Raw genomic sequence first — 25997 nt, 5'->3', positions numbered from 1 at the left:
CATGGCGTTCGAGCGGCTCTGCGCGCTGTCCGAGGTACCCGAGAACGGCTCCCTGCGGGTCGAGCTGGCGGACGTCGACGTCGCGGTGGTCCGCTTCGAGGGCGAGGTCTTCGCGCTCGAGGACCTCTGCTCGCACGCCGAGGTCCCGCTGACCGACGGCGACGTCGAGGAGTTCGACGGCGCCCCGACCATCGAGTGCTACCTGCACGGGTCGTGCTTCGACCTGCGCACCGGTGAGCCCACCAACCTGCCGGCCACCGAGCCGGTGCCCGTCTACCCGGTCCGGGTGGAGGGCGACGACGTCCTGGTCGACGTCGACGCCTCCGTCCCCGCGACCCGCAACTGAGGAGCGAGAAGAGAAGTGTCCGTGCTGGAGATCCGCGACCTGCACGTCACCGTGGGGGAGGGCGACGACACCAAGGAGATCCTCCGCGGGGTCGACCTGACCGTCCGCTCCGGTGAGACGCACGCGATCATGGGGCCGAACGGGTCGGGCAAGTCGACCCTCGCGTACTCGATCGCCGGTCACCCGAAGTACACGATCACCGGCGGCACGGTGACCCTCGACGGCGAGGACGTCCTCGCGATGAGCGTCGACGAGCGCGCCCGCGCCGGCCTGTTCCTCGCCATGCAGTACCCGGTCGAGGTGCCCGGGGTCTCGGTGTCGAACTTCCTGCGCACCGCGGCCACGGCCGTCCAGGGCGAGGCGCCGAAGCTGCGCACCTGGGTCAAGGACGTCAAGAGCGAGATGGCCGCCCTGGAGATGGACCCGGCGTTCGCCGAGCGCAACGTCAACGAGGGCTTCTCCGGCGGTGAGAAGAAGCGCCACGAGATCCTGCAGATGCGGCTGCTCAAGCCGAGGATCGCCGTCCTCGACGAGACCGACTCCGGCCTGGACGTCGACGCGCTGCGGATCGTCTCCGAGGGCGTCAACCGCACCCGCGCGGAGGGCGAGGTCGGCGTCCTGCTGATCACCCACTACACGCGGATCCTGCGCTACATCAAGCCCGACTTCGTGCACGTCTTCGTCGCCGGCAAGATCGTCGAGGAGGGCGGTCCGGAGCTGGCGGAGAAGCTGGAGAACGAGGGCTACGCCGCGTACGTCAAGGACTCGAACGAGCAGGCCAGCGCCGAGTCGGCCGCTGCGGAGGTCCTCCAGTCATGACCCAGACCGTCTCGCGTCCCGCTGCCGGGGCGCACAAGCCGCCCCTGCCGCTGGACGTCGAGGCGATCCGGGCGGACTTCCCGATCCTGTCGCGCACCGTCCGCGACGGGAAGCGGCTGGTCTACCTGGACTCGGGGGCCACCTCGCAGAAGCCGCGCAGCGTCCTGGACGCCGAGCGGGACTTCTACGAGACCTGCAACGCCGCCCCGCACCGGGGTGCGCACCAGCTGGCCGAGGAGGCCACCGCCCGCTACGAGGCGGCACGCGCCACGATCGGGGCCTTCATCGGCGCCCCGGCCGAGGAGGTCGTGTTCACCCGCAACAGCACCGAGGCGATCAACCTCGTCGCCTACGCGCTCTCCAACGCGGCCACCGCCAAGGAGGAGCAGTTCCGCCGGTACGCCGTCGGGCAGGGCGACGAGATCGTGGTGACCGAGATGGAGCACCACGCCAACCTGGTGCCCTGGCAGCAGCTGTGCGAGCGCACCGGCGCCACGCTGCGCTGGCTGGGCCTCACCGACGACGGCCGGCTGGACCTGTCGGACCTCGCCACCGTCGTCAACGAGCGGACCAAGCTGGTCGCGGTCACCCAGCAGTCGAACATCCTGGGCACGATCAACCCACTCGGGGAGATCGTCGCCCGCGCCCACGAGGTCGGCGCGCTCGTCCTGGTCGACGGCGCCCAGTCGGTGCCGCACCAGCCGGTGGACGTCACCGCGCTCGGCGCGGACTTCCTGGTGTTCTCCGGGCACAAGATGCTCGGGCCCACCGGGGTCGGCGTCCTGTGGGGCCGCTACGAGGTGCTCGACGCGCTGCCGCCGTTCCTGACCGGCGGATCGATGATCGAGGTCGTGCGCATGGAGGGCAGCACCTTCATGCCCCCGCCCCAGCGGTTCGAGGCCGGGGTGCCCATGACCGCGCAGGTGATCGGGCTGGCCGCGGCCGTCGAGTACCTGCAGGGGCTCGGCATGGAGAACGTGCACGCCCACGAGGAGGCGCTCACCGGCTACGCGCTGGCGCGGCTGGCCGAGATCCCGGGGGTCACCGTCATCGGCCCGCCCGACACCGTGGCCCGCGGCGGCGCGATCTCCTTCACCGTGGAGGGCATCCACCCGCACGACGTCGGCCAGGTCCTCGACGACCTCGGCGTCGAGGTCCGGGTGGGGCACCACTGCGCCTGGCCGGTGGTGCGGCGCTACGGCGTCCCTGCCACCACGCGGGCGACGTTCTACGTGCACACCGGGTACGACGACATCGACGCCCTGGCCGACGCCGTCCGGAAGGCGCAGGAGTTCTTCGGCGTTGCCCCGGTGGAGGTGGGCTGAGCATGCAGCTCGAGTCGATGTACCAGGAGATCATCCTGGACCACTACCGGAACCCGCACGGCCGCGGTCTGCGCGAGCCGTTCGAGGCCGAGGTGCACCACGTCAACCCGACGTGCGGCGACGAGGTGACCCTGCGGGTGCACCTCGACGGGGAGCGCCTCGCCGACGTCTCGTACGAGGGCATGGGCTGCTCGATCAGCCAGGCGTCGGTGTCGGCCATGTACGACCTGGTCATCGGGAAGACCGTGACCGAGGCGCTCGGGACCGGCGAGCACTTCATGACGCTGATGCAGAGCAAGGGCGACGCGGCCGTCGCCGAGAAGCTCGAGGACGAACTGGAGGACGCCGTCGCGTTCGCCGGTGTGTCGAAGTACCCGGCGCGCATCAAGTGCGCGCTGATGAGCTGGATGGCCCTCAAGGACGCCAGCGCACGGGCCCTGTCGGTCGCCCACCCCACCACCCCGACTGGAGGGCAGGACGCATGAGCGAGACGACCGAGAACGCGGTGAGCACCGAGCCCGCCGACGCCACGCCGGCGGAGCTGCCGCCGTACAAGTCGGCGCTGATCGAGGACGTCGAGGAGGCCATGCGTGACGTCGTCGACCCCGAGCTGGGGGTCAACGTCGTCGACTTGGGCCTGGTCTACGGCATCGACGTCGACGAGTCGAACGTGGCCGTCATCGACATGACCCTGACGTCGGCGGCCTGCCCGCTGACCGACGTCATCGAGGACCAGGCCCGCGAGGCCCTGACCGGCGGTCCCGGCCCCGGGCTGGTCGACGACATCCGGATCAACTGGGTCTGGATGCCGCCGTGGGGTCCGGACAAGATCACCGACGACGGTCGCGAGCAGCTGCGGGCCCTGGGCTTCCGAGTCTGAGCCACGACCGACGCCGTCCCGTGGCGCCGTGACCCTGCCCTTCCGGGCCGAGTCGCGGCGCCACGGTCGTCTCGGGCCTCACCTCATGGCGGCCACGCGGCGACGGAAGCCGTCGGACCGGTCGGCCGGGGTGGTCCCGTCATCGGACTCCCGCTCGCGCCGGCGCCGCCGCAGCACCATCTCCCGCCAGGCCCCGACGGCCAGCAGGCTGACGCCGACGACGAGCGCGCTGCCGACCGCCAGCGGCAGTTGCACCACGAGCAGGCCGAGGGCGAGGGTCACGGCGGTGGCGGCGCCGGCCACCACCGGCGCACGGACCGACCGCCACGCGCCGAGCGCCATGACGGCGGCGGCGACGGCGAACACCAGCAGCGGACGGGTGCTCCCCGGCGCCAGCACCGCCCACGCGACCGACGGCGCCGCGGCGACCCACAGCCCCGGCCCCCAGGCGGGCGCCGACCGCCCCGACGCCAGCCGCGGGCCCGCCGCCATCAGCAACCCGACCGCCGCCGGCAGCGAGTAGGCCTCGGGGACCGCCGCGTCGGTGAGGGCGGCGAGGACCCACGCCGCCAGCACCAGCTGCGCCGCGCCGGCCCGCCAGGCGGGCGACACCTCGGGGGCGGCCGTCGCCTCGTCGACCGGCTCGGGGTCGGGCGGGGCGGGCGCCGGGGGCCGCGTCGCCCGTGACGCCGGCCGCTCCGCTGCCGGCGCCGGGCCGGGGGGAACCGCGATCGCCTCCTGCACGGACCGCCGGACCACGCGGATGCCGTCGCGGACGGCGCGCAGCCCGTGGCGGACGGCGCGGGCCCCGGGGCGGACGGCGTCCCCCAACCGGGCCGCCCAGCCCGGCTCGGCCGTCGCGGCGTCCGGCCGGGCGGCCCGCGCCGCCCGTCGCCGTGACCACCGGGCACGACGGCCTCGCGCCTGCCGCCACAGCAGCCACGCCCACACGTAGGTGCCGGCGCCCTGGACGGCGAGGTGCAGGGCCAGCTGGCCGCGGGCGCGGAGGGCCACCAGCAGGGCCGCCGCAGCGACCGCGCAGGCAGCCGCGGCCGTCACGGTCGGCCGCCGTGTGCGCGTCTCCAGGCCGAGGCCGCCGGTGAGGGCGACGAGGTACAGGCCGGTCAGCACGACGGCGGCGCCGCGGGGACCGCCCAGCCCACCGTCCGGGACCGTGCACAGCGCCGCGAGACCACCGCACACGACGGCCGCCGGCAGGGCCCGCGGACGCTCGTCGCGCCGGAGCACCGCGGTGAGCAGGCTCAACGCCGCGGTCACCGCGAGGAGCCAGGCCAGCGCCGTCCACCGGGCGTCGGCCAGCAGTTGGACGAGGCACAGGACGACGAGCGTCGTTGCGGCGCCCACCGCAGCGGGCAGCACCGCCCGGCGCGCGGCGCCGGTGAGCAGCGCCGCGGCGACCGAGGCGAGGGTGACGCCGAGGTAGCCGGCGAGCGGGACGGCCACGGGGCCGGGGCTGTGCAGCGCGGCCCCGACGGCCGCGCCGGCCGCGATCCCGCACAGCGCGGCCACGGCCGACGGCGGACGCAGCAGAGCACCCAGCTCCCGCCGCTGCGCCGCGGCGAGCAGTGCGGCGGCCGCCGCGACGGTCAGCGCGACCGGGAGCCAGCGCGCCGGGCCCGCGCCGGTCCAGGCGGTGTACACGGCGCCGCCGACGCCGGCGACCCACCACGGCATCGCGGCCAGCAGGGCGATCCGGGCGACCAGGGGTCGGGCCGTGCCGGCCGTGGCCAGCCCGGCCAGGGCGGCTCCGAGGGTGAGGGCGACGTCGGGCAAGCCGGACGGTGCGCCGTCGACGGCGCGCAGCGCGGTCACCTGGACGGCGGCCCACACGGCCAGAGGCCAGGCGACCGGGGAGGGCAGCAGGAACGCGAGGACAGCGGCGACCGCGCCGACGGTGACCGGTGGACCGAGGCTGCCGGACGTCAGGGAGCCGCCCGGGTCGGCGCCCAGCGCGGCGAGCACGACCGCCGCGGCGGCGAGCGCCTCCTCCGACCGTGGCAACGTCGCGACCGCGGCGGCCCAGCTCGCCATGGCCGCGGCCACGGCGAGGCCGAGGAGGAGGACCCGGGCCCAGTCCCCGCCGAACAGGGCGGTCATGCCGGCGCCGGCGGTGGCGACGAGCACCACGCCGACCGCGAGCAACCACTCCAGCCCGCGCGCCCGGTAGGGGAGCGGCGGCGCCTCCGCAGGGTCCACGGCCGCTTCCCTCCCTCCGGACGTCCGGTCCACGGTAGGGCCGGGGCGCGGCGGCCACCCGCCGACGGTCGGCGCGTCTGCGCCGCCCGGACGGTCGGCTCAGAAGGTCACCATCAGCGAACCGGTGAGGCACAGGACGACGGGGACGGCCAGCACTCCCACGAACGTCGGAGTGGCCGGCAGCCGACCGGCCAGGCGGGGATCCCGCCGCACGAGCAGCGCCATCACGGCCGTTGCGCCCAGGAGGGTCGTGGCTGTCCAGGACACGGGTGGCATCGAGGCCCAGACCATCAGGAACCCGAGGACGGCCGTGAGGATCGCGCCCAGTCTCATGCAGCACTCGGCCACGTGGGCGATGAGGAAGGTGCTGGCCCGCGCGAGCACGAGCGCGTCGAGCAGGACGAGCACGAGCAGCCCGGCGAGCGGGCCGGCACCCTCCAGGGCCGAGGTCGACAGAACGAGGACCGGCTGCACGGCCAGCAGGACCAGGAGCTGCAGGACCACGCTGCTGCGCGGGAGCCGGCCGAAGAGCGACGCGATGGTCGCGGTCGCGGCCGGCGAGGCAGGCAGCGGGGCGCGCGGCTGCGCCGCCGCACCGACCGCGGGACGCCCGCAGGACGGGCGCGGCGGGCCCTGCGACGTCGGGTTCGACGAGGTCATGCCCGGATGGTGGACCGGGCGGCGGCGCCGTGTGGGGCGCGAGCGGCCGCCTGTGGACAACGGTGCCGCGGACGTCACCCCGGCCGAGGGCGGACCGGAGCCGGAGGAGCGCCTACCCTGGGATCAGTGATCACGACCACGGGGCTGGAGCTGCGCGCCGGCGCCCGCATCCTCATCAGCGAGGCGACCCTCCGCGTGCAGCCCGGTGACCGCATCGGGCTGGTCGGCCGCAACGGAGCGGGCAAGACCACCACCCTCACCACCCTCGCCGGGGAGCGGCTGCCGCACGCCGGCAAGGTCGAGGTGACCGGCGAGATCGGCTACCTGCCGCAGGACCCGCGCAGCGGCGACCTCGACATCACCGCCAGCGACCGCGTGCTCTCCGGCCGCGGGCTCGACGTGCTGCGCGCGCAGATGACCAAGGCGCAGGTGGCCATGGCCGAGCCGGCCGACGACGCCGAGCGCGACCGCGCGGTGCGCCGGTACGGCCGGCTCGAGGACCAGTTCGCCGCGCTGGGCGGGTACGCCGCCGAGAGCGAGGCCGCCCGGATCTGCACCGCGCTGGGTCTGCCCGACCGGGTGCTGGTCCAGCCGCTGCGCACGCTCTCCGGCGGCCAGCGCCGCCGCGTCGAGCTGGCCCGGATCCTGTTCTCCGACGCCGAGACGCTGCTGCTCGACGAGCCCACCAACCACCTCGACGCCGACTCGATCACCTGGCTCAAGGGGTTCCTGGCCTCGCACAAGGGCGGCCTGATCGTCATCAGCCACGACGTCGAGCTGCTGGACGCCGTCGTCAACAAGGTCTGGCACCTGGACGCCAACCGGGCCGTCGTCGACGTCTACAACCTCGGCTGGAAGCCGTACCTGGCGCAGCGGGAGACCGACGAGCGCCGCCGCAAGCAGGAGCGGGCCAACACCGAGCGCAAGATCGACGCGCTGGCCGCGCAGGCGGACAAGATGCGCGCCAAGGCGACCAAGGCCAAGGCGGCGCAGAGCATGGACAAGCGCGCCCAGCGGCTGGCCGCCGGGCTGGAGGCCGTCCGCGTCCAGGACCGCGTGGCCAAGCTGCGCTTCCCCACGCCCACCCCGTGCGGGAAGACCCCGCTCACCGCGGAGGGACTGTCGAAGAGCTACGGCTCGCTCGAGGTCTTCACCGACGTCGACCTCGCCGTGGACCGCGGCACGCGCGTCGTCGTCCTCGGGCTCAACGGCGCCGGGAAGACGACGCTGCTGCGCATGCTCGCCGGCACCGAGGACCCCGACACCGGCGAGGTCAAGGCCGGCCACGGCCTGCGCGTCGGCTACTACGCGCAGGAGCACGAGACCATCGACCTCGACCGCTCGCTGCTCGAGGTGATGCGCTCGGCGGCTCCGGACAGCACCGACACCGAGCTGCGGCGCATCCTCGGCGCCTTCCTCTTCTCCGGCGACACCGTCGACCAGCGGGCCGGCACGCTCTCCGGCGGCGAGAAGACCCGGCTGGCCATGGCCACGCTGGTCGTCTCCGGCGCCAACGTGCTCCTCCTCGACGAGCCGACCAACAACCTCGACCCGGCCAGCCGCGAGCAGGTCCTCGAGGCGCTGCGCACCTACACGGGCGCGATCGTGCTGGTCACCCACGACGAGGGTGCGGTGCGGGCGCTGGACCCCGACAAGGTCATCCTGCTGCCCGACGGCACCGAGGACGCCTGGAGCGAGGACCTCGCCGACCTCGTCGAGCTGGCGTAGTCACCGCGGTCCTCCGGACCGCACCGCGGCCAGGTGCCGTCCCCCCCCCCTGCTCGCTGAGCCGCTGCCCGTGTCCCGGTCGGGAGGCCCTCCGGGTCCCCGCTACCGGTCCACACGACTCGGTGCCGTCCCCGGCAGGGAGTCGTCCCTCGATCCGCCTCGGGTCGTCCTTCACGTCGCGCGGCCGGGGGTGCTGGGTGATCATGGGTCGCGGGATGCCGAGGTCAGTGGGGCCCGGCGCCGAGGGGACGAGCTGCCGGAGCGGGTCGCGCGGTCCGCGGACGGTCGCTGACGGAGGGGAGTCATGGCCGACTCGAGCACTGCGGACCTGGGCAAGGGCAAGCGCATCACCGGGGGGGACCGGTCCTCGCTGGCCGACGAGCTGCGCCAGCGGTACGACGGCGGGGAGAGCATCCGGTCGCTGGCGACGTCGACCAACCGCTCGTACGGCTTCGTCCACCGCCTGCTGTCGGAGTCCGGCGCCACGCTCCGCAGCCGCGGGGGAGCCAACCGGAACACCAAGAAGGCGTGACGCCGGAGGACGACGCCGGGCGGGTGCGGACGGCGCGGGACGGCGCCGTCCTCACCGTCACGCTGGACCGTCCCGACCAGCTCAACGCGCAGACCCCCGCCACCTGGGCCGCCCTGGCCGCGATCGGCGGCTCGCTCGACGACGAGGTCCGTGTCGTCGTGGTCCGCGGCGCCGGCCGGTCGTTCTCCGCGGGCCTGGACCGCAGCCTCTTCAGCCGCGACCCGGGTACCGCCGGCGGGCTGGGGGAGCTGGCGCGGATGCCGGCCGAGGAGACGCAGGAGCGGATCCGCGGCTACCAGGCCGGGTTCCGCTGGCTGCGCTCGCCCGGGATCGTCTCGGTCGCCGCCGTCTAGGGGCACGCGATCGGCGCGGGCGCCCAGCTGGCTCTCGCCTGTGACCTGCGGGTCCTCACCGAGGACGCCGTCCTGCGGCTCCCCGAGGCGACGCTCGGGCTGGTCCCCGACCTCACCGGGACCAGCACCCTCGTGGAGCTCGTCGGCTACTCGCGGGCGCTGGAGCTGTGCCTGACCGGCCGGGGCGTCGGTGCGGCCGAGGCGCACGCCGTGGGCCTGGCCAACACCGTCGTCCCCGCCGACCGGCTCGACGCCGCCGTCACCGAGCTGGTCACCGCGATCACCGCGGCCCCGGCCGGCGCCAGCCGGGAGACCGCCGCGCTGGTGCGCTCCGCCGTCCGCAACGACCCCGCCACGCAGGACGCCGCCGAACGGGCGGCCCAGACCCGCCGGCTCGCCGAACTCGTCGGAGGGCGCTGACATCCTGGGGTGGAATCCGCCGTCCAGCGGTGGTGTTGGCCGGACGACGGGAAGGAGGTGGTGGCGACGTGAGCGGTCCCATGACCTCGATGGCGGCGATGCGGTCCTTCCGGCGCGATCCGTCGGTCGCGGCGCGGGAGCTGCCCAAGGGCACGGTGCGGCGGGTGCTGGGCGTGGCCCGCCCCTACCGGCGGGACCTCACGTTCTTCGTGCTGCTGGTCATCGGCTCCTCGGTGATCGGGGTGCTGACCCCGCTGCTGGCCGGCCGGATCATCAACCGGATCGCCGGGCTCGAGGGCACCGCGGCCGACATCGTGCGGATCGCCCTGCTCATCGCCGCGCTCGCGGTGGTCGACGCCGGCATCTCCCTGGCCACCCGCTGGTTCTCCGCCCGCATCGGCGAGGGGGTCATCTACGACCTGCGCAGCCGGGTGTTCCAGCACGTCCAGCGGATGCCGGTGGCGTTCTTCACCCGCGCCCAGACCGGCGCGCTGGTCAGCCGGCTCAACAACGACGTCATCGGCGCCCAGCAGGCCTTCACCTCGACGCTGTCGGGGGTGCTCTCCAACGCCATCGGCCTGGTGCTGACCGCCGGGGTCATGTTCAGCCTCTCCTGGCAGATCACCACGCTCTCGCTGGTCCTGGTGCCGGTGTTCGTGCTGCCCGCGCGCCGCATCGGCCGCCGCCTGCAGGAGATCACCCGGGAGTCCTACGGGCTCAATGCGTCGATGAACGCGACGATGACCGAGCGGTTCAACGTCGCCGGCGCCCTGCTGGTGAAGTTGTTCGGCCGGCCGGACGCCGAGGCGGCGGGCTTCAGCGGCCGCGCCGCGCGGGTGCGCGACATCGGCGTCCTGTCGGCCATGTACGGGCGCACCTTCTTCACCGCCCTGACGCTGGTCGCCGCGCTGGCGACCGCGCTGGTCTACGGCCTCGGCGGCTGGCTGGCGTTCACCGGTTCGCTCAGCCCCGGGGACGTCGTCGCCCTGGCGCTGCTGCTGTCGCGCCTGTACGGGCCGCTGACCGCGCTGTCCAACGTCCGCGTCGACGTCATGAGCGCGATGGTCAGCTTCGACCGGGTGTTCGAGGTGCTCGACCTGGAGCCGATGATCCGCGAGGAGCCCGACGCGGTCGCGGTGCCCGCGGGCGACCGGTCGATCGAGTTCGACCACGTGTCGTTCAGCTATCCCTCGGCCGCGGAGGTGTCGCTGCCGTCGCTGGAGGAGGTCTCCCTGCCCGAGCACGGCGGACCGACCGCGGTGCTGCACGACGTCTCCTTCCGCGTGGAGCCCGGCCAGCTGGTGGCCCTGGTCGGCCACTCGGGCGCCGGCAAGTCGACGATCGCCAACCTGGTGCCGCGGTTGTACGACGCCACCAGCGGCACCGTCCGGGTCGGCGGCGTCGACGTCCGGCACGTGACGCTGGGCTCGCTGCGCGACGCCATCGGCGTGGTCAGCCAGGACGCCCACCTCTTCCACGACACGATCCGCGCCAACCTGCTCTACGCCCGGCCCGAGGCGAGCGAGGCGCAGCTGTGGGAGGCCCTGGCCGGCGCCCGGATCGCCGGGCTGGTGCGGTCGCTGCCCGACGGCCTCGACACCGTCGTCGGCGACCGCGGCTACCGGCTCTCGGGCGGGGAGAAGCAGCGGCTGGCGATCGCCCGCGTGCTGCTCAAGGCCCCGGGCATCGTGATCCTCGACGAGGCCACCGCGCACCTGGACAGCGAGTCGGAGGTGGCGGTGCAGCACGCCCTCGACACCGCGCTCACCGGCCGCACGTCGCTGGTGATCGCGCACCGGCTGTCGACCATCCGCAGCGCCGACCAGATCCTCGTCGTCGACGACGGTCGCATCGTGGAGTCGGGCACTCACGCCGAGTTGCTGGCGCTCGGGGGCCGATACTCCGACCTGTACCGGACCCAGTTCGCCGTCGGCGAGGGGCGAACGGTCGGCGCGGCGTGACCACTACCGTCACTCCCGTCCCATGGCACACGAGGGACGACGTGACCGGGCTGGCGCGGTCACGCGGGAAACTGCACCGCCGGCCGGCGGCGCCAGCGAGGAGGACTCTGTGACCGCAGCGCACCCGTACGACGCCCAGATCCGTGCGCTCTACACGTCGTTCCTCGACGGCTGGAACCGGCGCAGCGGTGCGGCGGTCGCCGCCGCCTTCGCCGACGACGGCGACATCATCGGGTACGACGGCACCCACCACCATGGGCGGCTGGCCATCGCGGCCGACTTCCGGCAGATCTTCGGCAACCACCAGACGGCCACCTACGTCGCGGTGATCCGCAGCGTGCGCCCCGTCGCGCAGGGCGTGGCGATGCTGCTGGCCCACGCCGGGATGATCCCGCCCGGGAGCAACGACGTCGATCCGCGCTACCACACGATCCACACGGTGCTCGCGGTCGACGAGGGCGGTGGCCGCTGGCGGATCTCCCTGTTGCAGGCCACGCCCGCCGCATGGCACCAGCACCCCGAGGCGCACGAGGCGCTGACCCAGGAGCTGCGCAGCCTGCTCGCCCTCCGGTGACCGCACCTCCGCAGGCCGCCGTCCTGGTGACCGTCGACGAGCTCGGCGTCGGACGGCAGGAGGCGGTGCTGCTCGACGTCCGGTGGGCGCTGGGCGATCCGCGCGGGCGCGAGCACTACCTCGCGGGCCACCTCCCCGGCGCGGTGTTCGTGGACCTGGAGAGCGAGCTGAGCGGTCCGCCCTCGGCGGCAGAGGGCCGCCACCCGTTGCCGTCGGTACAGCGACTGCAGGACGCGGCGCGGCGCTGGGGCGTCAGCGACGGCGACCGGGTGGTCGTCTACGACGACGCCGGCGGACTGGCCGCGGCCCGCGCCTGGTGGCTGCTGCGCTGGGGCGGGCTGACCGACGTCCGCCTCCTCGACGGCGGCCTCGCCGCGTGGAGCCGGGCCGGCGGCCCGCTGGACACCGGCGAAGTCGTCCCCGAGCCGGGCGACGTGACTCTCCGCGGCGGCGGCATGCCGGTGCTGTCCATCGACGAGGCCGCCGCGGTGCCCGGTGCCGGCGGCGTCCTGCTCGACGCGCGGGCCGGCGAGCGCTACCGCGGGGAGGTCGAGCCGGTCGACCCGCGCGCCGGGCACGTGCCCGGCGCACTCAGCGCGCCGACGACGGAGAACCTCGACGGGGACGGGCGGTTCCTTCCAGCCGCTGTACTCGCCGCGCGGTTCGCGGGTCTCGGCGTCGCCCCCGGCCGGCCGGTGGCCGCGTACTGCGGTTCCGGGATCAGCGCGGCCCACGAGGTGGCGGCACTGGCCGTCGCCGGTGTCGAGGCCGCCCTGTGGCCCGGGTCGTGGTCGCAGTGGTCGAACGACCCGGCCCGCCCGGCGGCGACCGGACCGGCGGCCGGCTGAGGCCGGTACCGGGCGGCCGGCCGCCGCGGAGGGGTCACCGCCGCCGAGGCGGTGCCGTCGTGGTCGGTGTCGGAGTCGCCGGCGCCCCACGCCGCGGCGGGGTCGTGGTCGCGGTCGCGCCCCCCGAACCGGAACCGGAGCCGGCTCCCGGTCCGGTGCCGGGAGGAACCGGCGACGGCGATGGGGACGGCGATGGCGACGGCGATGCGGAGGGAGACGGCGATGGCGATGGCGACGGGGATGACCCGGCGCCGCCACCCGGCAGGGGCTGGGGCGGCGCCGCCGTGATCGGGTCCGGACCCTCCTCACCGTTGGGGCCGAGGACCCAGAACTGGTGCATCATGTCGTGGTCCTCGTGCACGGTGTTGTGGCAGTGGATCATGTAGCGGCCGATGTTCGGGCCGAAGCGCGCCACGATCCGCACGGTCTCGTTCTCGCCGAGGTAGACCACGTCCTTCGGCCCGTCCTCGAAGACCTGCACCCGGCCGCGTCCGTCGGTGCGACTCAGGATCCGGAAGTCCACGAGGTGCAGGTGGATCGGGTGGAACCAGCCACCCGAGCGGTTCTCCAGGTCCCACACCTCGACGCTGTTCACCAGCGGGCGGGCGATCGCGTTGCGGAAGTCGGAGTTCTCGACGTCCTCCCAGGTGAGGCCGTTGATCGTCCACTCGCCCCCCTGGCGCTCGAACCGGAGGTTGCGCCGCGCGACGGCCTGGCTCGGGTCGAGCGCGAGCACGCCCTGGGGATCGACGGCGGGCCAGCCGGCGAGGTCCAGGGCCGGGTCGGTGCCGCCGGGGTCGGTGCCGACCCGGAAGGCCATCACCCGGTCGGTGAAGTCGAAGTCGATCGTGTTGTCGACGCGGTTGTTGCGCAGCTCGATCCGCTGGCCCGCGAACCGGGAGAAGTCGATGAGGACGTCGTAGCGCTCCGCGTTGCCGATCCGCAGGCGCTGGATCTCGACCGGCTGGCGCACCAGCCCGCCGTCGGTGGCGACCAGCGTCATCGGCAGCCCGCCGGTCAGCTGCAGGTCGTAGGCCCGGGACTGGGAGGCGTCGAGGATGCGGAACCGGTACCGCCGCGGCCGGACCGGGACCTCCGGCCACGGCACGCCGTTGACCAGGATCACGTCGCCCATGAAGCTCGACTCGCTGTTGTCGTCGAAGAGCAGGTCGCCGTTCTTCTTGAACGCGGCGTCGCTGATGATGAGGGGCAGGTCGAACTCGTTGTCCACGGGGAGCCCGAAGGTCGGGTCCCCTTCGGGGGGCAGCAGGTGGTACTGCGAGGCGAGACCGGTGTAGACGTTCTCGGCCGTCACGTGCCAGGCGTGGTCGTGGTACCAGAGGGTCCGTGCGTCCTCGGTGTTGTTGTACTGGTAGTCCTTGAAGTACCCCGGCGGCGTGAGGTCGTTGGCGTAGCCGTCGAACTGCGGCAGCGACGGCGCTCCGTGCAGGTGCGTCGACGTCGAGAACGCGTGACCGAACAGCGGGTGCCGGGGAGGCAGCCGGTTGATCTGCCGCACGGTGAGGGGCTGGTTGCGCCGCACCTTGATCGTGGGCCCGGGGAAGGTGCCCGTCGTCCCCGGCCGGCGGTACACCCACAACCGCGTCCTGGGCGCCGGCGGCGGGAGGACCTGCACCAGTTCCTCCGCCTGCTCCAGCGTCACGCTGGCGCGGCCGGGCGTCGCCGCCACCCGGATGATCGGTGGCTGCGGGTAGACCGCCTGCCGCACGTAGGGCCGCGGCAGGAGCCTCTCGTCCAGTTCCGACACCTGCTTGGCGCTCAGTGGCACCGCGAGCGGCAGTGCGAGGGCGGTGGCCCCGGCGGCGGACAGCTTGAGGACGTCGCGTCGCGAGAGGGCGGCGTGTTCCATCGGTCAGATCCCGTCTGGTCGAGATCCCCCGTGCGTGGAACAGCGTCGGCTGGATCCGCCCGACCGCCCACCCGCCGTCGGGGGAGGTGGGCGCACCCGCAAGATGGGGAGCAAGGCTGCTGCCTTCCCCGAGCGCGCTCAGACGGTGGCGGGCCGGTCCTCCGGCAGGGTGCGGGCGACCCCGGTGATCACGACGTCGTGGTCCAGCGCGGGGTCCTCCCGCCGGTGCAGGGCCAGCTCGACCACCCTCCCGTCGCGCGGGTCGTCCGGCCGGTCGTCCCCGGCGGCGCCGAGGACGGGCACCAGGCCGTCGACCGTGGGCTGCCACAGCCCCGCCCAGTTGCACCCCGGGGGCACCGAGAACGACAGCTGCAGGCTGACCGGCCCCTCCGTCACCGCCTCCTCACCCGCCAGCTGCTCGCGCACCTGGGCCGTGTACTCCGGCGAGCCGACCGAGGTGCTGGTGCGGACGACGAACGTGCGCTCACCGGCGGGGCGCTCCACCGGCTCGGCGACCCCGCGCCGCAGGAGGGTGTCCTTCCCCGGTGCCTTCGTGGCCCACACGCTGGCGAACTCCCACCCGCCGTTCGGGCCCAGCCACTCGACCAGCGGGACCAGGTAGTGGCTCAGCGCGTACTGGTCGAGCATCCGGACGTCGTCGGCCAGCCCGACGTCCAGGCGCAGGGCCGCGGGCTGCGCCTGCTCCGGGGCCGGGCCGAGCAGTTGCTGGGCGTGCGTGACGAAAGCCCGGACGTGCACCTGGTCGGGGTGACCGGTCGCCATCCAGCCGGCCAGACGCGGGGCGATGCCCAGCGGCGAGGGCTCTCCCTCCGGGCGGGCGAAGAAGACGGCGTCGTCGGCACCCATGCCCCGAGCGTCGCCTGCCGGACCTCGTCGGACAACCCGGAGCGGCGACCGGGGCGCCGGCCGCCGCTCCGGGCGGTCAGGCGCGCTCGACCGTTGCGGCGCCGGTCTCCCGCGCCGCGGCGCCGGTGGCGGCGGGTGCGCCGACCACCCCGCGCGCCCGGGCGTGGACGTAGTAGCCCACTCCGCCCACGAGGAGTCCGGCGAAGATCGAGAGGTCGCCGCCGTCCACCCAGGCGGTGAGTGGTCCCGTCCAGATCGAGCTGGTCGCGAACAGGGCGGAGGCGAGGACGCCGGCGAGGAACCAGCCCACCGCGACGAGGTTCCAGCCGCCGCGGTACCAGTACGCGCCGCCGGTGGGCTGCAGCAGGGCCCGGACGTCGTAGCGGCTGCGGCGCAGCAGCATGTCGGCCAGGAAGACGCCGCACCACGAGGAGCTCCACACGATCATCAGGGTGAGGAAGGCGACCAGGAACTCCGAGAAGTCGCGGAAGAAGACGACGTAGCAGGTGACGGCCAGGGCCAGCGCGATGTTGAGCGCCGTCGCCCGCGTGCGCGTGGTCGAGACGCCGACCGCGAGCAGGCTCATCCCGGACGAGTAGGTGTTCAGGAAGTTGTTGGTGATGGTGCCCCCGACGACGACGGCGAGGTACACCACCAGGAGGGCCTCCGGGACGATGCTCTGCAGGCCGGCGATCGCGTCGGTCATGTCGGTGACCGACGCGGCCAGCACGCCGATGCCGCCGATGAGCGTCGCGGGGATGAAGGAGCCCAGCGCGGACACCGCGGTGACGGTGCGGGCGGAGGTGCCCACGGGCAGGTAGCGCGAGTAGTCCGCACCGGTGTTGACGTACGACATCGGCGCGGCGGCGATCACCGCGAACGCGATCAGCCAGGTGCCCAGCGACGCGTTCCCGCCGGTGCTCGTCCCGCTGCCCGCGGCCTCGGCGACGACCATGACGCCCAGGACCAGCGTGCCGATGCCGAGGGCGAACGACAGCACCGTGTTGACCAGCAGGATCGTGGCGTGGCCCAGCATCGCGACGGAGACCGTCGCCGCGGTGACGAGGACGAGGGCGACCACCTCGACTGCCGCGCCCGAGCCCAGCCCCACGAGGTCGGCGAGGGTCACGAGGGACAGCGTGCCGATGACCATGTTGACCGTCGTCCAGCCGATGGTGGTCAGCCAGCTCAGGGCAGAGGGCACGCGGTTGCCGATGGTGCCGAACGCCCCCCGGGAGACCGCGAGCATCGCCGTCCCCGCGCGTGGGCCGGCGATCGAGGTCAGCCCGACCAGGACGTAGGCGAGGTTGCCCAGGACGACGACGGTCAGGCTCTGCCACAGGGACAGGCCGAGGGAACCGACGATCGCGCCGATGACGATGTACGTGAAGATCACGTTCGCGCCGAACCAGGTGAAGAAGATCTCGCGCGGTGTCGCGTTGCGGCTGTTCTCGGGGATGTGGTCGATGCCGTGCTGCTCGACCGCGAACGCGCGGTTGCCCTCGGTGTCGTGCCCGGACGACGTCATGCCAGCCTCCTCGACGCTGCCGCGCGGAAGCGCGATGGCGCGGAAAGCTACAACCCGACTGTGACGCAGGTCAACGTCCGGCGTTCCGCGGGCGTGCCCTCGGCACCTCCTCGACCCACAGGCAGCGCGCCGGGGCGGGCGACGGGTTCCGCCAGGCGTACGCCGTGGCGGCCTCGATGATCAGCGCGTCGCCGTCGGACAACCCCAGCTCGGCGTCCGTGCCCTCGACCTCGAACACGAGGGAGCCGCTGAGCACGAAGACGAACGTCTCCCCGGGGCGGGTCACCCGGCCGCCGCTGGTCTCGCGGCCCGGCACGTGCAGGAGGGCGGGCTCCATCGCCCGGCCCGGGGTCACCAGCTCCTCCCAGGTCACGCCGCCGGCGAGGACGGTCCGTGGGCGCTCGTCGGGGTGCAGCACCGCGGTCGGGGAGGCCGGCGGGCCGAACTCGCCCATGGGGATGCCGAAGACGTCCGCCATGGCGGAGAGCACGTGCACGCTGACGCCGGACTGTCCCCGCTCCACGGTCGAGAGGAAGGAGCGTGAGATGCCGATCCGCTCGGCCGCCTCGCTCTGGCTGAGCCCGGCCTTGAGGCGGGCGGCCCGGATCCGCGCGCCGGTGCGCGCGATCTCGAGGCCCTCCTCCGGAGGAGACGGAGGCGCGGTCGCCTGCTCGGTCCGCCGGCGCGTCGCCGCCAGCTGGCGCGCCGCCGCGCGGGCGGGCTCCCCGAAACGCCGCTGCCCTCCGGGGGTGCGCTGCCCCCGCAGCAGGCCGCGGCGTTCCCACTCGCGGATCGTCTGCGGGCTCACGCCGGCTGCGGCCGCCACCTCGCCGACGGTGTAGGGGCCGGGCCGGCTCGCGGTCACGTCGCCCTCCTCCGCCCCTCGTGCAGGTCCCCAGACCTACCGTCCGACTGTAGGTCAGCGTACGGTGCAGCCCCTGCGAGCGTCCGCACACCGACTCCTGGGAGGGAGGCGCCACGATGGCGTCCTGGCACGAGGCACGGCAGGTCTCCGCAGGAGTGTGGAGCATCGCGGAGCCGTCGCACGTCAACATGTGGCTGATCGAGGGCGCCGAGCGTGCGGTCCTGCTCGACACCGGGCTGGGGATCGCGCGAGTGCGGCCGGTCGTGGAGGAGCTGACCGCCCTGCCGGTGTCGGTGGTGAACACCCACTACCACTTCGACCACGTCGGCGGGAACCACGAGTTCGAGGACACCGCGATCCACGAGGCCGGCGCCGCCCTGCTCGTCGAGCCCGTGCCCCGCGAGGTCCTCCAGCAGTACCTGCACTACGCCGAGGAGCTGGTGCGGGCGGCGCAGGCGGTACGCGACGCCGACGAGCGGTACTTCCACCTCTTCGACGCCGACAGCGTGCCGCGGCCCCTCCCTGCCGGCTTCGACCCCATGGCGTGGGAGATCGCCCCGCAGCCGCCGACGCGCACGCTCGCCGACGGCGACGTGGTCGACCTGGGCGGCCGCGAGCTGCGGGTGCTGCACACACCCGGCCACTCGGGCGACAGCATCTGCCTGCTCGACGACCGGTCCGGCATCCTCTTCGGCGGCGACACCATCAACACCGGGCCCATCTACGCCCAGTTCCACGACTCCGACGTCGAGACCTTCGCCAAGAGCGCCGCGCGGCTGGCCGACCTCAAGGACGAGGTGTCGATGGTGGCGGTCAACCACTTCGGGCGCACGACGGCGGCGCCGTACCTGCTGCAGGAGATCAGCGACGGCTTCGACCGGCTGCTGACCGGGGGCGCGGCGGTGCGGAGCGCCAGCGACTGCATCGGGGAGACGGTCACCGAGGCGGTGTTCGACCGCTTCTCCATCCTCGTGGCGCCGGACGTCGCCGAGCGACTCCACCGGGGCTGAGCCCGGGGGCGTCAGACCTCCACGGACGAGGCGACGGCGTCGTAGCGGTCCAGGAGCACGGCCGCGATCCGCTCGTCGGGCAGCAGGGGAGCGGTGACGGTGTCGGCGCCGGTGCCGGTGCCGGCGAGCCTGTCGTGGAAGTGGCCGGGCGCCAGCAGGTAGGCCGCGACGACGACCCGTCCGGCGCCGGCCCGGCGGGCGGCGGTCACCGCGTCGGCGACGGTCGGCCGGGCTGCGGAGCCGTAGCCGGTGGTGACCGGGCCGGCCCAGGACCGCTGCAGGAGGGCGGCGGTGTCCTCGACGTCGGCGACCGAGCGCGGGTCGCTCGAGCCGGCGGCCGCCAGCACCACCGCGGTGCGCGGGTCCCGCGGGTCGGCGCCGGCCGCCAGCAGCCGGTCGACGAGGACCTCGGCCAGCCGCGGGTCGGGTCCGAGCGGCCGGGCGGCCACCGCGCCCGCGCCGCCCTCGACGGCCCGCGCGATGTCCACGTGCACGTGGTAGCCGCCGGACAGCAGCAGGGGCACGACGACCGCGGGGCGGCCGGCGGCCCGCAGCTCGCCGACGACGTCGGCCACCGTCGGGGGCTGGACGTCGACGAACGCCGCCGTGGTCGTCAGCCCGGGGCGCAGCGCGCGGGCGGCGAGGGCGAGCTCGGCGATCAGCCGGCGGCCGGTGGGGTTGCGGGTGCCGTGCGCGCAGGCGACCAGCACGGGGGGAGCGCCGGCCGGCTCGCTCACGGCCCGCGCAGCCGGCCGCCGTCCACGGGGACCATCGTCCCGGTGACGTAGGAGGCGGCGGGGGAGAGGAGGAACGCGGCGACGCGGCCGAACTCCTCCGGGCGCGCGTACCGCCGCAACGGGATCGACGCCTCGGTCGCACGGCGGGCGGCGTCGGGGTCGGGCTGCCGCGAGTCGATCTCGAGGACCCGGTCGGTCTCGGTCGCGCCGGGGAGCAGGCCGACCACGCGGATCCCGCGCGGGCCCAGCTCGTCGGACAGCCCCTTCGCCGTCATGGCGATCCCCGGCCGCAGCCCGTTGGACACCGCCAGGCCCTCCAGGGGCTGGCGCACCGAGGTGGAGAGCACGAAGCCGATCGCCGCACCCTCGCGCAGGTGCGGGACGAGGGCCTTCACCAGCCGCAGCGGGCCGAGCAGCAGGCTCTCGACGCCGTCCCGCCAGTCCTCCTCGGCGGTGCCGAGGACGCTGCCCGGCGCCGGGCCGCCGACCGAGACCAGCGCGCCGTGCACCTCGCCGAGGCGGTCGAGGGCGGCATCGACCAGCCGGTCGGCGGCGCCGGCGTCGGCGAGGTCCGCGGCCTCGCCGTACGCCGCCGGTGGACCCCCGAGTTGCTCGGCGGCCGCGGCGACGGAGTCGGCGGAGCGGGAACTCACCAGCACCCGGGCGCCGTCGTCGACCAGGGCCCGGGCGGCCGCGAACCCCAGCCCCCGGCTCGCGCCGGTGAGCAGGTACCCGCGACCGCCCAGGCCCAGGTCCATCAGTTGGCGGAGCCCCGCAGCGAGCGCAGGACGTACTGCATGATCCCGCCGTTGCGGTAGTAGTTCGCCTCACCGGGGGTGTCGATGCGGACGACGGCGTCGAACTCGGTCGTCTGACCGTCCGATGCCTTCGCCGTCACCTTCACCGTGCGCGGCGTCTCGCCGTCGTTGAGCGCGGTGATGCCGGTGATCGTGAACTCCTCGTCGCCGGTCAGGCCGAGCGACTCGCGGTCCTGGCCCTGGGGGAACTGCAGCGGCAGCACGCCCATGCCGATGAGGTTGGAGCGGTGGATGCGCTCGTAGCTCTCGGCGATGACGGCCTTGACGCCCAGCAGCGCGGTGCCCTTGGCCGCCCAGTCACGCGACGAGCCCGAGCCGTACTCCTTGCCGGCCAGGACGACCAGCGGGATGCCCTGCTCCTGGTAGGCGACCGACGCGTCGTAGATCGTCGTCGTCTCACCGGTGAGGTGGTTCTTGGTGACGCCACCCTCGGTGCCGGGCACGAGCAGGTTGCGCAGCCGGATGTTGGCGAACGTGCCGCGGATCATCACCTCGTGGTTCCCGCGCCGGGAGCCGTAGGAGTTGAAGTCGCGCCGCTCGACGCCGTGCTCGCTCAGGTACTTCCCGGCCGGGCTGTCCGCCTTGATCGAGCCGGCCGGCGAGATGTGGTCGGTGGTCACCGAGTCGCCGAGCACCGCGAGGGTGCGGGCGCCGGTGATGTCCTGCACCGGGGCCGGCGTCTCCGGCATGCCCTCGAAGTACGGGGGCTTCCGGACGTAGGTGCTCTCCGGGGCCCAGTCGAAGGTGTCACCGGTGGGCGTGGGCAGGTTCTGCCACTGCTCGGTGCCGGCGAAGACGTCCTCGTAGCTGCGGCCGAACTGCTCCGCGGAGACGGCCTCGTCGATGACCCGCTGGACCTCCTGCGGCGAGGGCCAGATGTCGCGCAGGTACACGTCCTGCCCGTCCTTGCCCTTGCCCAGCGGCTCGGAGGTGATGTCGACGTCCATCGAGCCGGCCAGCGCGTAGGCGATCACCAGCGGCGGGCTGGCCAGGTAGTTCATCTTGACGTCGGGGTTGATCCGGCCCTCGAAGTTGCGGTTGCCCGACAGCACCGAGACGACGGCGAGGTCGGCCTCGTTGACCGCGGCCGACACCGGCTCCGGGAGCGGGCCGGAGTTGCCGATGCAGGTGGTGCAGCCGTACCCGACCAGGAAGAAGCCCAGCTTCTCCAGGTACGGGGTGAGGTTGGCCTTCTCGTAGTAGTCCGTGACCACCTTCGAGCCGGGCGCCAGCGTCGTCTTCACCCAGGGCTTGCTCTCCAGGCCCGCCTCGACGGCCTTCTTGGCCAGCAGCCCGGCGCCGATCATGACCTGAGGGTTCGACGTGTTGGTGCACGAGGTGATCGCCGCGATCACCACGTGGCCGTGGTCGACGAAGGTCTCGGTGCCGTCCTCCAGCACGACCTTGGTCGGCTTGGAGGCGCGCTCACCGGTCGGGGTGGGGACGACGGCGTGGTGCGGCTTGCCCTCCTCGCCGTTGCCGTGCGCGAAGGGGCTCGCCGGGTCGGACGCGGGGAAGGTCTCCTCGACGGCTTCGTCGACGGCGGAGCCGGCGTCACGCGGGGCGTCGTCGTCGTCCTTCTGCATCTCGTCGATCGGCGCGTACGTGGGCAGCGCCTGCCGGAAGGAGGCCTTGGCGTCGGACAGCGACACGCGGTCCTGCGGCCGCTTGGGGCCGGCGATGGAGGGGACGACGGTCGCGAGGTCGAGCTCGAGGTACTCGGAGAACGACGGCTCGCGTGAGGCGTCGTGCCAGAGGCCCTGCTCCTTGGCGTAGGCCTCGACGAGCGCCACCTGCTCGGCCGAGCGGCCGGTCAGCTTCAGGTAGTCGATGGTCTCCTGGTCGATGGGGAACATCGCCGCGGTGGAGCCGAACTCCGGGCTCATGTTGCCGATCGTGGCGCGGTTGGCCAGCGGCACCGCCGAGACGCCCTCGCCGTAGAACTCGACGAACTTCCCGACGACGCCGTGCTGCCGCAGCATCTCGGTGATGGTGAGGACCAGGTCGGTCGCGGTGGAGCCGTCGGGCAGCTGACCGGTCAGCTTGAAGCCGACGACCCGCGGGATGAGCATCGAGACCGGCTGGCCGAGCATCGCGGCCTCGGCCTCGATGCCGCCGACGCCCCAGCCCAGCACGCCCAGGCCGTTGACCATCGTGGTGTGCGAGTCGGTGCCCACGCAGGTGTCGGGGTAGGCGACGACGCGGTCGCCCTCCTGGCGCGGGAACACCACGCGGGCCAGGTGCTCGATGTTGACCTGGTGGACGATGCCCATGCCCGGGGGGACGACCTTGAAGTCGTTGAAGGCGCCCTGGCCCCAGCGCAGGAACTGGTAGCGCTCGCCGTTGCGCTGGTACTCGATCTCGACGTTGCGCTCGAAGGAGTCCGGGGTGCCGAAGACGTCGGCGATCACCGAGTGGTCGATGACCAGCTCGGCCGGGGCGAGCGGGTTGATCTTGCTCGGGTCGCCGCCGATCTCGGCCATGGCCTCGCGCATCGTGGCGAGGTCGACGATGCAGGGCACGCCGGTGAAGTCCTGCATCACCACGCGCGCCGGGGTGAACTGGATCTCCTGGTCCGGCTCGGCGTTCGGGTCCCAGCTCGCCAGCGCACGGATGTGGTCGGCGGTGATGTCCGCGCCGTCCTCGGTGCGCAGCAGGTTCTCGAGGAGGACCTTCAGGCTGAAGGGCAGCTTCTCGGAGCCCTCCACCGCGTCGAGCCGGTAGATGTCGTAGTCGGTGCCGTCGACGCTCAGCGTCGCCCGTGCCCCGAAGCTGTCCTTGCTGGCTGCCACGTCTCTGCGCCTACCCCTCGCTGGTCTGTCGCGCTGCTTGCCACCCCCGATCATCCCAGCCGCCCGCCGGCCGCGCGCAGGTGAGGCGACCCTTGCCTGCTCCGGGGGGTAGGCCGGCGGTGCCCGCTCCTACGGTGGACGGCGTGACGACCGGCGCCGTGCCCGAGCCGCTGCCCGCCTGGCTGACCGCCGCCGAGCGGGTCACCGTGCTCACCGGCGCGGGCATCTCCACCGACAGCGGCATCCCCGACTACCGCGGTCCGAACGGCGTCTGGACCCGGGACCCGGACGCCGAGAAGCTCGTCACGCTGTCGTACTACGTCGCCGACCCCGACATCCGGCGCCGGGCCTGGCTGATGCGCCGCGACCTGCAGGTCGGTGACGTCCACCCCAACGCCGGCCACCGCGCCCTGGTCGACCTGGAGCGGCAGGGCCGGCTGCGCGGCCTGCTCACCCAGAACATCGACGGCCTCCACCAGGCCGCCGGGTCCTCGCCGGAGCTGGTCCACGAGCTGCACGGCACCGTGCACGAGGTCGAGTGCCTGTCCTGCCACGACCGGACGACGATGGAGCAGGCCCTGGCCCGGGTCGACGCCGGCGAGCCCGACCCGGCGTGCCTGCGCTGCGGCGGCATCCTCAAGTCGGCGACGGTCAGCTTCGGCCAGGCGCTCGACCCCGCCGTCGTCGAGGCCGCCGTCGCGGCCGCCACCGACTGCGACGTCTTCCTGGCCGTCGGCACCTCGCTGACCGTGCACCCCGCCGCGGGCCTGACCGACCTCGCCGCGGACGCCGGCGCCCGGATCGTCGTCGTCAACGCCCAGCCGACGCCCTACGACGACCTCGCCGACCTCGTCGTCCGCGAGCCGATCGGCACCGCGCTGCCGCGGCTGGTCGCGCGCTGACCGCGGCCCGGCCCCCGTCGGGGCCGGACCGCGGTCGCGGCGCGTGCTCAGAGCGCGGAACCGGCGGCGAACAGCCCGCGCGGGTCGACCCGGTCGCGGACGGTCCGCAGCCGGCCGAGATCGGCGTCGTCCCACACCCCGCCGGGGCCGGGCGTGCCGCGGAAGTTGAGCAGCGACCGGCCCGTCGACCACGGGGCCAGCCGCTCGACGAGCGAGGCGGCGACCGCGGGCACCACCTCGGTGAGCGGGCCGGCCATGAGGCCCAGCGCCCAGCAGGAGACGGCGGCATCCCGCCCGGCGACCGCGTTCGGGACGGCGGCCGGCCGAGCCAGCGCTCCGCCCAGCAGCCGCAGCTCGACCATCACCAGCGGCACGTCGACGTCCGGACCGGCCACGGCCAGCAGGGCGTCGACCGCCTCGGCGGGCAGCTCCCGCAGCAGCGTGCCGCGGTCGTGGGTGGGCATCGGCTCGGTCGGGTCCATGTGGATCGCGTCGACGGCAGCGAGGGGCAGGTCGCCGACGGTGTCCACCAGCACGGGCGCCACCGCCCGCATCGGTGCGAGCAGGGCGGCACCCTCCGCCGCCGGGCCCAGGTGGGCGAACCGCAGGTGCACGACGGTCTGCCCGCGCAGCGGCTCGGGCAGCGCCGGGTCCGGCGGCATCCGCAGGACGGCGACCGACGTGCTCGTCTCCTCGGGGAGGGCGGCGGTCCACTCCCGCCAGGCGTGGAGCACGTCGGCGGCCGCGGAGCCGGGGAAGAAGAGGCCGCCACCGTGCAGGCCGGCGACGGGCACCAGGTCGAACTCCAGCTCGGTGACGACGCCGAAGGCGCCCTTGCCGCCGCGCAGCGCCCAGAACAGGTCGGGGTCGCTCGCGGCGTCGACGGTCGTGATCGCGCCGTCGGCCGTGACCAGCTGCACCCGGCGGACGGCGTCGGCGGCGAAGCCGTACCGGCGGCCCAGGGGGCCGAGCCCGCCGCCGAGGGTGTAGCCGACGACGCCGACGCCCGACGACGACCCGGACAGCGGGGCGAGGCCGTGCGGCGCGGCGGCGTCGATGACCTGCCGCCAGCGGACGCCGGCGGCGGCCCGTGCGGTGCGGGCGGCCGGGTCGACGGTCACGTCCGTCATCCGCGAGGTGGTGACGAGCAGCGTGCCGGCCAGGTCGTCGACCAGCCCGTGACCGGTCGCCTGGACGGTCACCCCGAGACCGGCGTCGGCGGCCCACCGGACGGCCGCGGCGACGTCCTCGGGGCCGGTGGCGCCGACGACCACCGCCGGGCGCGGGGGATGGGCGAGGTTGAAGCCGGCGACCTCGGCGTCGAAGCCGGCGTCACCGGGACGGAGGACGGGCCCGGTGACGCGGGCGGCGAGGCCGGACAGGTCGAGGGTGCGGACGGTGGTCATGGGGGACTCCAGGGAGGTCGAGGCGGGACGGCGGCGGAGGCGGGAGGAGAGGGTCATCGGCCGGCGCTCGCCTCGAGCTCGACGAGCATGCCCGGCAGGGCCAGGCGGGCGACGCCGACGAGCGTGGTCGGCGGGGTCGCCCCGGCGCGGGCCAGCCGCTCGACGAGGACGTCGTAGGCGGCGAGGACGGCGTCGACGTCGGCGGCGTAGACCGTCAGCCGCAGCACGTCGGCGAGGTCCATGCCGCCGGCCGCGAGCACCGCCTCCAGGTTGGCGACGGCGAGCGCGAGCTGGGCGGCCGCGTCGTCCTCGTGCAGGAGGGCGCCGGTCTCGTCGACGGAGCCCTGTCCGGCGACGGTCAGCAGGCGGGACGGCGCGGGTCGCAGCTGGGCCTGGTCGAAGCCGAAGGCCGCGCTCCAGGGGGTGGGGTTGATCCGCTCGACCGGAGCGGCGGGAGTGGTCGTCATGCCGACGAACCTGGCGGCGGGCGGACCGCGTGCCCATCCCAGCCCGCTGGGGAGTTCCACCCCCAGATCGCT

At 74.2% G+C, this 25997-nt stretch carries 25 protein-coding genes; 14 read left to right on the top strand and 11 right to left on the bottom strand.

What is annotated here, in order from left to right; genetic code table 11:
- Position 1 precedes the first annotated feature (1 nt).
- Genes ACI784_RS14190 through ACI784_RS14170 form a run of 5 tightly spaced genes read left to right on the top strand, consistent with a single transcriptional unit; the run spans position 2 to position 3370 of the window.
- The gene (locus ACI784_RS14190) at positions 2-346 is read left to right on the top strand and encodes a non-heme iron oxygenase ferredoxin subunit (protein ID WP_456923746.1); all 345 of its coding nucleotides are present in this window, start codon (positions 2-4) and stop codon (positions 344-346) included.
- A 15-nt stretch (positions 347-361) separates the two neighbouring features.
- A complete protein-coding gene (gene sufC / locus ACI784_RS14185; RefSeq protein WP_456923745.1) occupies positions 362-1165 on the top strand; it encodes a Fe-S cluster assembly ATPase SufC in 804 nt (267 codons plus the stop codon).
- Positions 1162-2490, top strand: coding sequence for a cysteine desulfurase (locus tag ACI784_RS14180; protein ID WP_456923744.1), 1329 nt, complete (start codon positions 1162-1164; stop codon positions 2488-2490). Before sufC ends, ACI784_RS14180 begins: the two co-directional genes overlap by 4 nt.
- A 2-nt stretch (positions 2491-2492) precedes the next feature.
- On the top strand, positions 2493-2975 hold the full coding sequence (sufU, locus tag ACI784_RS14175; protein ID WP_456923743.1) for a Fe-S cluster assembly sulfur transfer protein SufU: 483 nt from the start codon (positions 2493-2495) through the stop codon (positions 2973-2975).
- Positions 2972-3370: a metal-sulfur cluster assembly factor gene (locus ACI784_RS14170; protein ID WP_457013895.1), complete on the top strand. Its 399-nt coding sequence runs from the start codon at positions 2972-2974 to the stop codon at positions 3368-3370. Before sufU ends, ACI784_RS14170 begins: the two co-directional genes overlap by 4 nt.
- A 78-nt stretch (positions 3371-3448) precedes the next feature.
- On the opposite strand, the gene ACI784_RS14165 is transcribed toward ACI784_RS14170, so the two are convergent.
- Positions 3449-5587: an SCO7613 C-terminal domain-containing membrane protein gene (locus ACI784_RS14165; protein WP_457013894.1), complete on the bottom strand. Its 2139-nt coding sequence runs from the start codon at positions 5585-5587 to the stop codon at positions 3449-3451.
- Between the two features lie 99 nt (positions 5588-5686).
- On the bottom strand, positions 5687-6247 hold the full coding sequence (locus ACI784_RS14160; RefSeq protein WP_457013893.1) for a hypothetical protein: 561 nt from the start codon (positions 6245-6247) through the stop codon (positions 5687-5689).
- A 126-nt stretch (positions 6248-6373) separates the two neighbouring features.
- Between ACI784_RS14160 and abc-f the strand changes: the two genes are divergently transcribed.
- From abc-f to ACI784_RS14125, 7 genes are all read left to right on the top strand, one after another.
- Positions 6374-7975 (top strand): ribosomal protection-like ABC-F family protein, encoded by a 1602-nt coding sequence (abc-f, locus tag ACI784_RS14155; RefSeq protein WP_457013892.1) that lies wholly within the window; start codon positions 6374-6376, stop codon positions 7973-7975.
- 304 nt (positions 7976-8279) lie between these two features.
- Positions 8280-8507, top strand: a complete 228-nt coding sequence (locus ACI784_RS14150; RefSeq protein ID WP_456923738.1) for a helix-turn-helix domain-containing protein — start codon at positions 8280-8282, stop codon at positions 8505-8507.
- On the top strand, positions 8504-8860 hold the full coding sequence (locus ACI784_RS14145) for an enoyl-CoA hydratase/isomerase family protein (RefSeq protein ID WP_457013891.1): 357 nt from the start codon (positions 8504-8506) through the stop codon (positions 8858-8860). Before ACI784_RS14150 ends, ACI784_RS14145 begins: the two co-directional genes overlap by 4 nt.
- A gap of 9 nt (positions 8861-8869) precedes the next feature.
- Positions 8870-9280: an enoyl-CoA hydratase/isomerase family protein gene (locus ACI784_RS14140; RefSeq protein WP_457013911.1), complete on the top strand. Its 411-nt coding sequence runs from the start codon at positions 8870-8872 to the stop codon at positions 9278-9280.
- Between the two features lie 68 nt (positions 9281-9348).
- Positions 9349-11241 carry an ABC transporter ATP-binding protein gene (locus tag ACI784_RS14135; RefSeq protein WP_457013890.1) on the top strand — a complete coding sequence of 631 codons (1893 nt, stop codon included), beginning with the start codon at positions 9349-9351 and terminating at the stop codon, positions 11239-11241.
- A 109-nt stretch (positions 11242-11350) separates the two neighbouring features.
- Positions 11351-11815: an SgcJ/EcaC family oxidoreductase gene (locus ACI784_RS14130; protein WP_456923735.1), complete on the top strand. Its 465-nt coding sequence runs from the start codon at positions 11351-11353 to the stop codon at positions 11813-11815.
- Entirely contained in the window at positions 11812-12663 is an 852-nt protein-coding gene (locus ACI784_RS14125; protein ID WP_457013889.1) for a sulfurtransferase, read from the top strand. Before ACI784_RS14130 ends, ACI784_RS14125 begins: the two co-directional genes overlap by 4 nt.
- 34 nt (positions 12664-12697) lie before the next feature.
- Here ACI784_RS14125 and ACI784_RS14120 read toward each other — a convergent pair whose 3' ends face one another.
- The 4 genes from ACI784_RS14120 to ACI784_RS14105 form a co-directional block, all read right to left on the bottom strand.
- Positions 12698-14533, bottom strand: a complete 1836-nt coding sequence (locus ACI784_RS14120) for a multicopper oxidase domain-containing protein (RefSeq protein WP_457013888.1) — start codon at positions 14531-14533, stop codon at positions 12698-12700.
- Between the two features lie 138 nt (positions 14534-14671).
- Positions 14672-15400: a hypothetical protein gene (locus ACI784_RS14115; protein ID WP_457013887.1), complete on the bottom strand. Its 729-nt coding sequence runs from the start codon at positions 15398-15400 to the stop codon at positions 14672-14674.
- A gap of 76 nt (positions 15401-15476) precedes the next feature.
- Positions 15477-16928: a purine-cytosine permease family protein gene (locus tag ACI784_RS14110; RefSeq protein WP_457013886.1), complete on the bottom strand. Its 1452-nt coding sequence runs from the start codon at positions 16926-16928 to the stop codon at positions 15477-15479.
- A 70-nt stretch (positions 16929-16998) separates the two neighbouring features.
- Positions 16999-17793 carry a helix-turn-helix domain-containing protein gene (locus tag ACI784_RS14105; RefSeq protein WP_456923729.1) on the bottom strand — a complete coding sequence of 265 codons (795 nt, stop codon included), beginning with the start codon at positions 17791-17793 and terminating at the stop codon, positions 16999-17001.
- A 116-nt stretch (positions 17794-17909) separates the two neighbouring features.
- On the opposite strand from ACI784_RS14105, the gene ACI784_RS14100 reads away from it, so the two are divergent.
- Positions 17910-18803: an MBL fold metallo-hydrolase gene (locus ACI784_RS14100; RefSeq protein WP_457013885.1), complete on the top strand. Its 894-nt coding sequence runs from the start codon at positions 17910-17912 to the stop codon at positions 18801-18803.
- 11 nt (positions 18804-18814) lie between these two features.
- Here the strand turns inward: ACI784_RS14100 and ACI784_RS14095 are convergent, their stop codons facing one another.
- Genes ACI784_RS14095 through ACI784_RS14085 form a run of 3 tightly spaced genes read right to left on the bottom strand, consistent with a single transcriptional unit; the run spans position 18815 to position 23150 of the window.
- A complete protein-coding gene (locus tag ACI784_RS14095; protein ID WP_457013884.1) occupies positions 18815-19540 on the bottom strand; it encodes a sirohydrochlorin chelatase in 726 nt (241 codons plus the stop codon).
- A complete protein-coding gene (locus tag ACI784_RS14090) occupies positions 19537-20298 on the bottom strand; it encodes an SDR family oxidoreductase (RefSeq protein ID WP_456923726.1) in 762 nt (253 codons plus the stop codon). Before ACI784_RS14090 ends, ACI784_RS14095 begins: the two co-directional genes overlap by 4 nt.
- Complete coding sequence (locus tag ACI784_RS14085) at positions 20298-23150, bottom strand: aconitate hydratase (protein ID WP_457013883.1); 2853 nt, start codon at positions 23148-23150, stop codon at positions 20298-20300. The genes ACI784_RS14090 and ACI784_RS14085 overlap by 1 nt, the downstream gene beginning before the upstream one ends.
- Before the next feature lie 143 nt (positions 23151-23293).
- On the opposite strand from ACI784_RS14085, the gene ACI784_RS14080 reads away from it, so the two are divergent.
- A complete protein-coding gene (locus tag ACI784_RS14080) occupies positions 23294-24052 on the top strand; it encodes an SIR2 family NAD-dependent protein deacylase (protein ID WP_456923724.1) in 759 nt (252 codons plus the stop codon).
- Positions 24053-24099: 47 nt separating this feature from the next.
- Here ACI784_RS14080 and ACI784_RS14075 read toward each other — a convergent pair whose 3' ends face one another.
- Together ACI784_RS14075 and ACI784_RS14070 are read right to left on the bottom strand one after the other, a co-directional pair.
- Positions 24100-25458: an FAD-binding oxidoreductase gene (locus ACI784_RS14075; RefSeq protein WP_457013882.1), complete on the bottom strand. Its 1359-nt coding sequence runs from the start codon at positions 25456-25458 to the stop codon at positions 24100-24102.
- A gap of 53 nt (positions 25459-25511) precedes the next feature.
- Positions 25512-25925 (bottom strand): RidA family protein, encoded by a 414-nt coding sequence (locus tag ACI784_RS14070; RefSeq protein WP_457013881.1) that lies wholly within the window; start codon positions 25923-25925, stop codon positions 25512-25514.
- Positions 25926-25997: the final 72 nt, after the last annotated feature.

The organism is Geodermatophilus sp. SYSU D01186 (assembly GCF_054050215.1).
The sequence above is the reverse complement of the archived record's forward strand: the minus strand, read 5'-3'. Positions and strand labels throughout refer to the sequence as shown.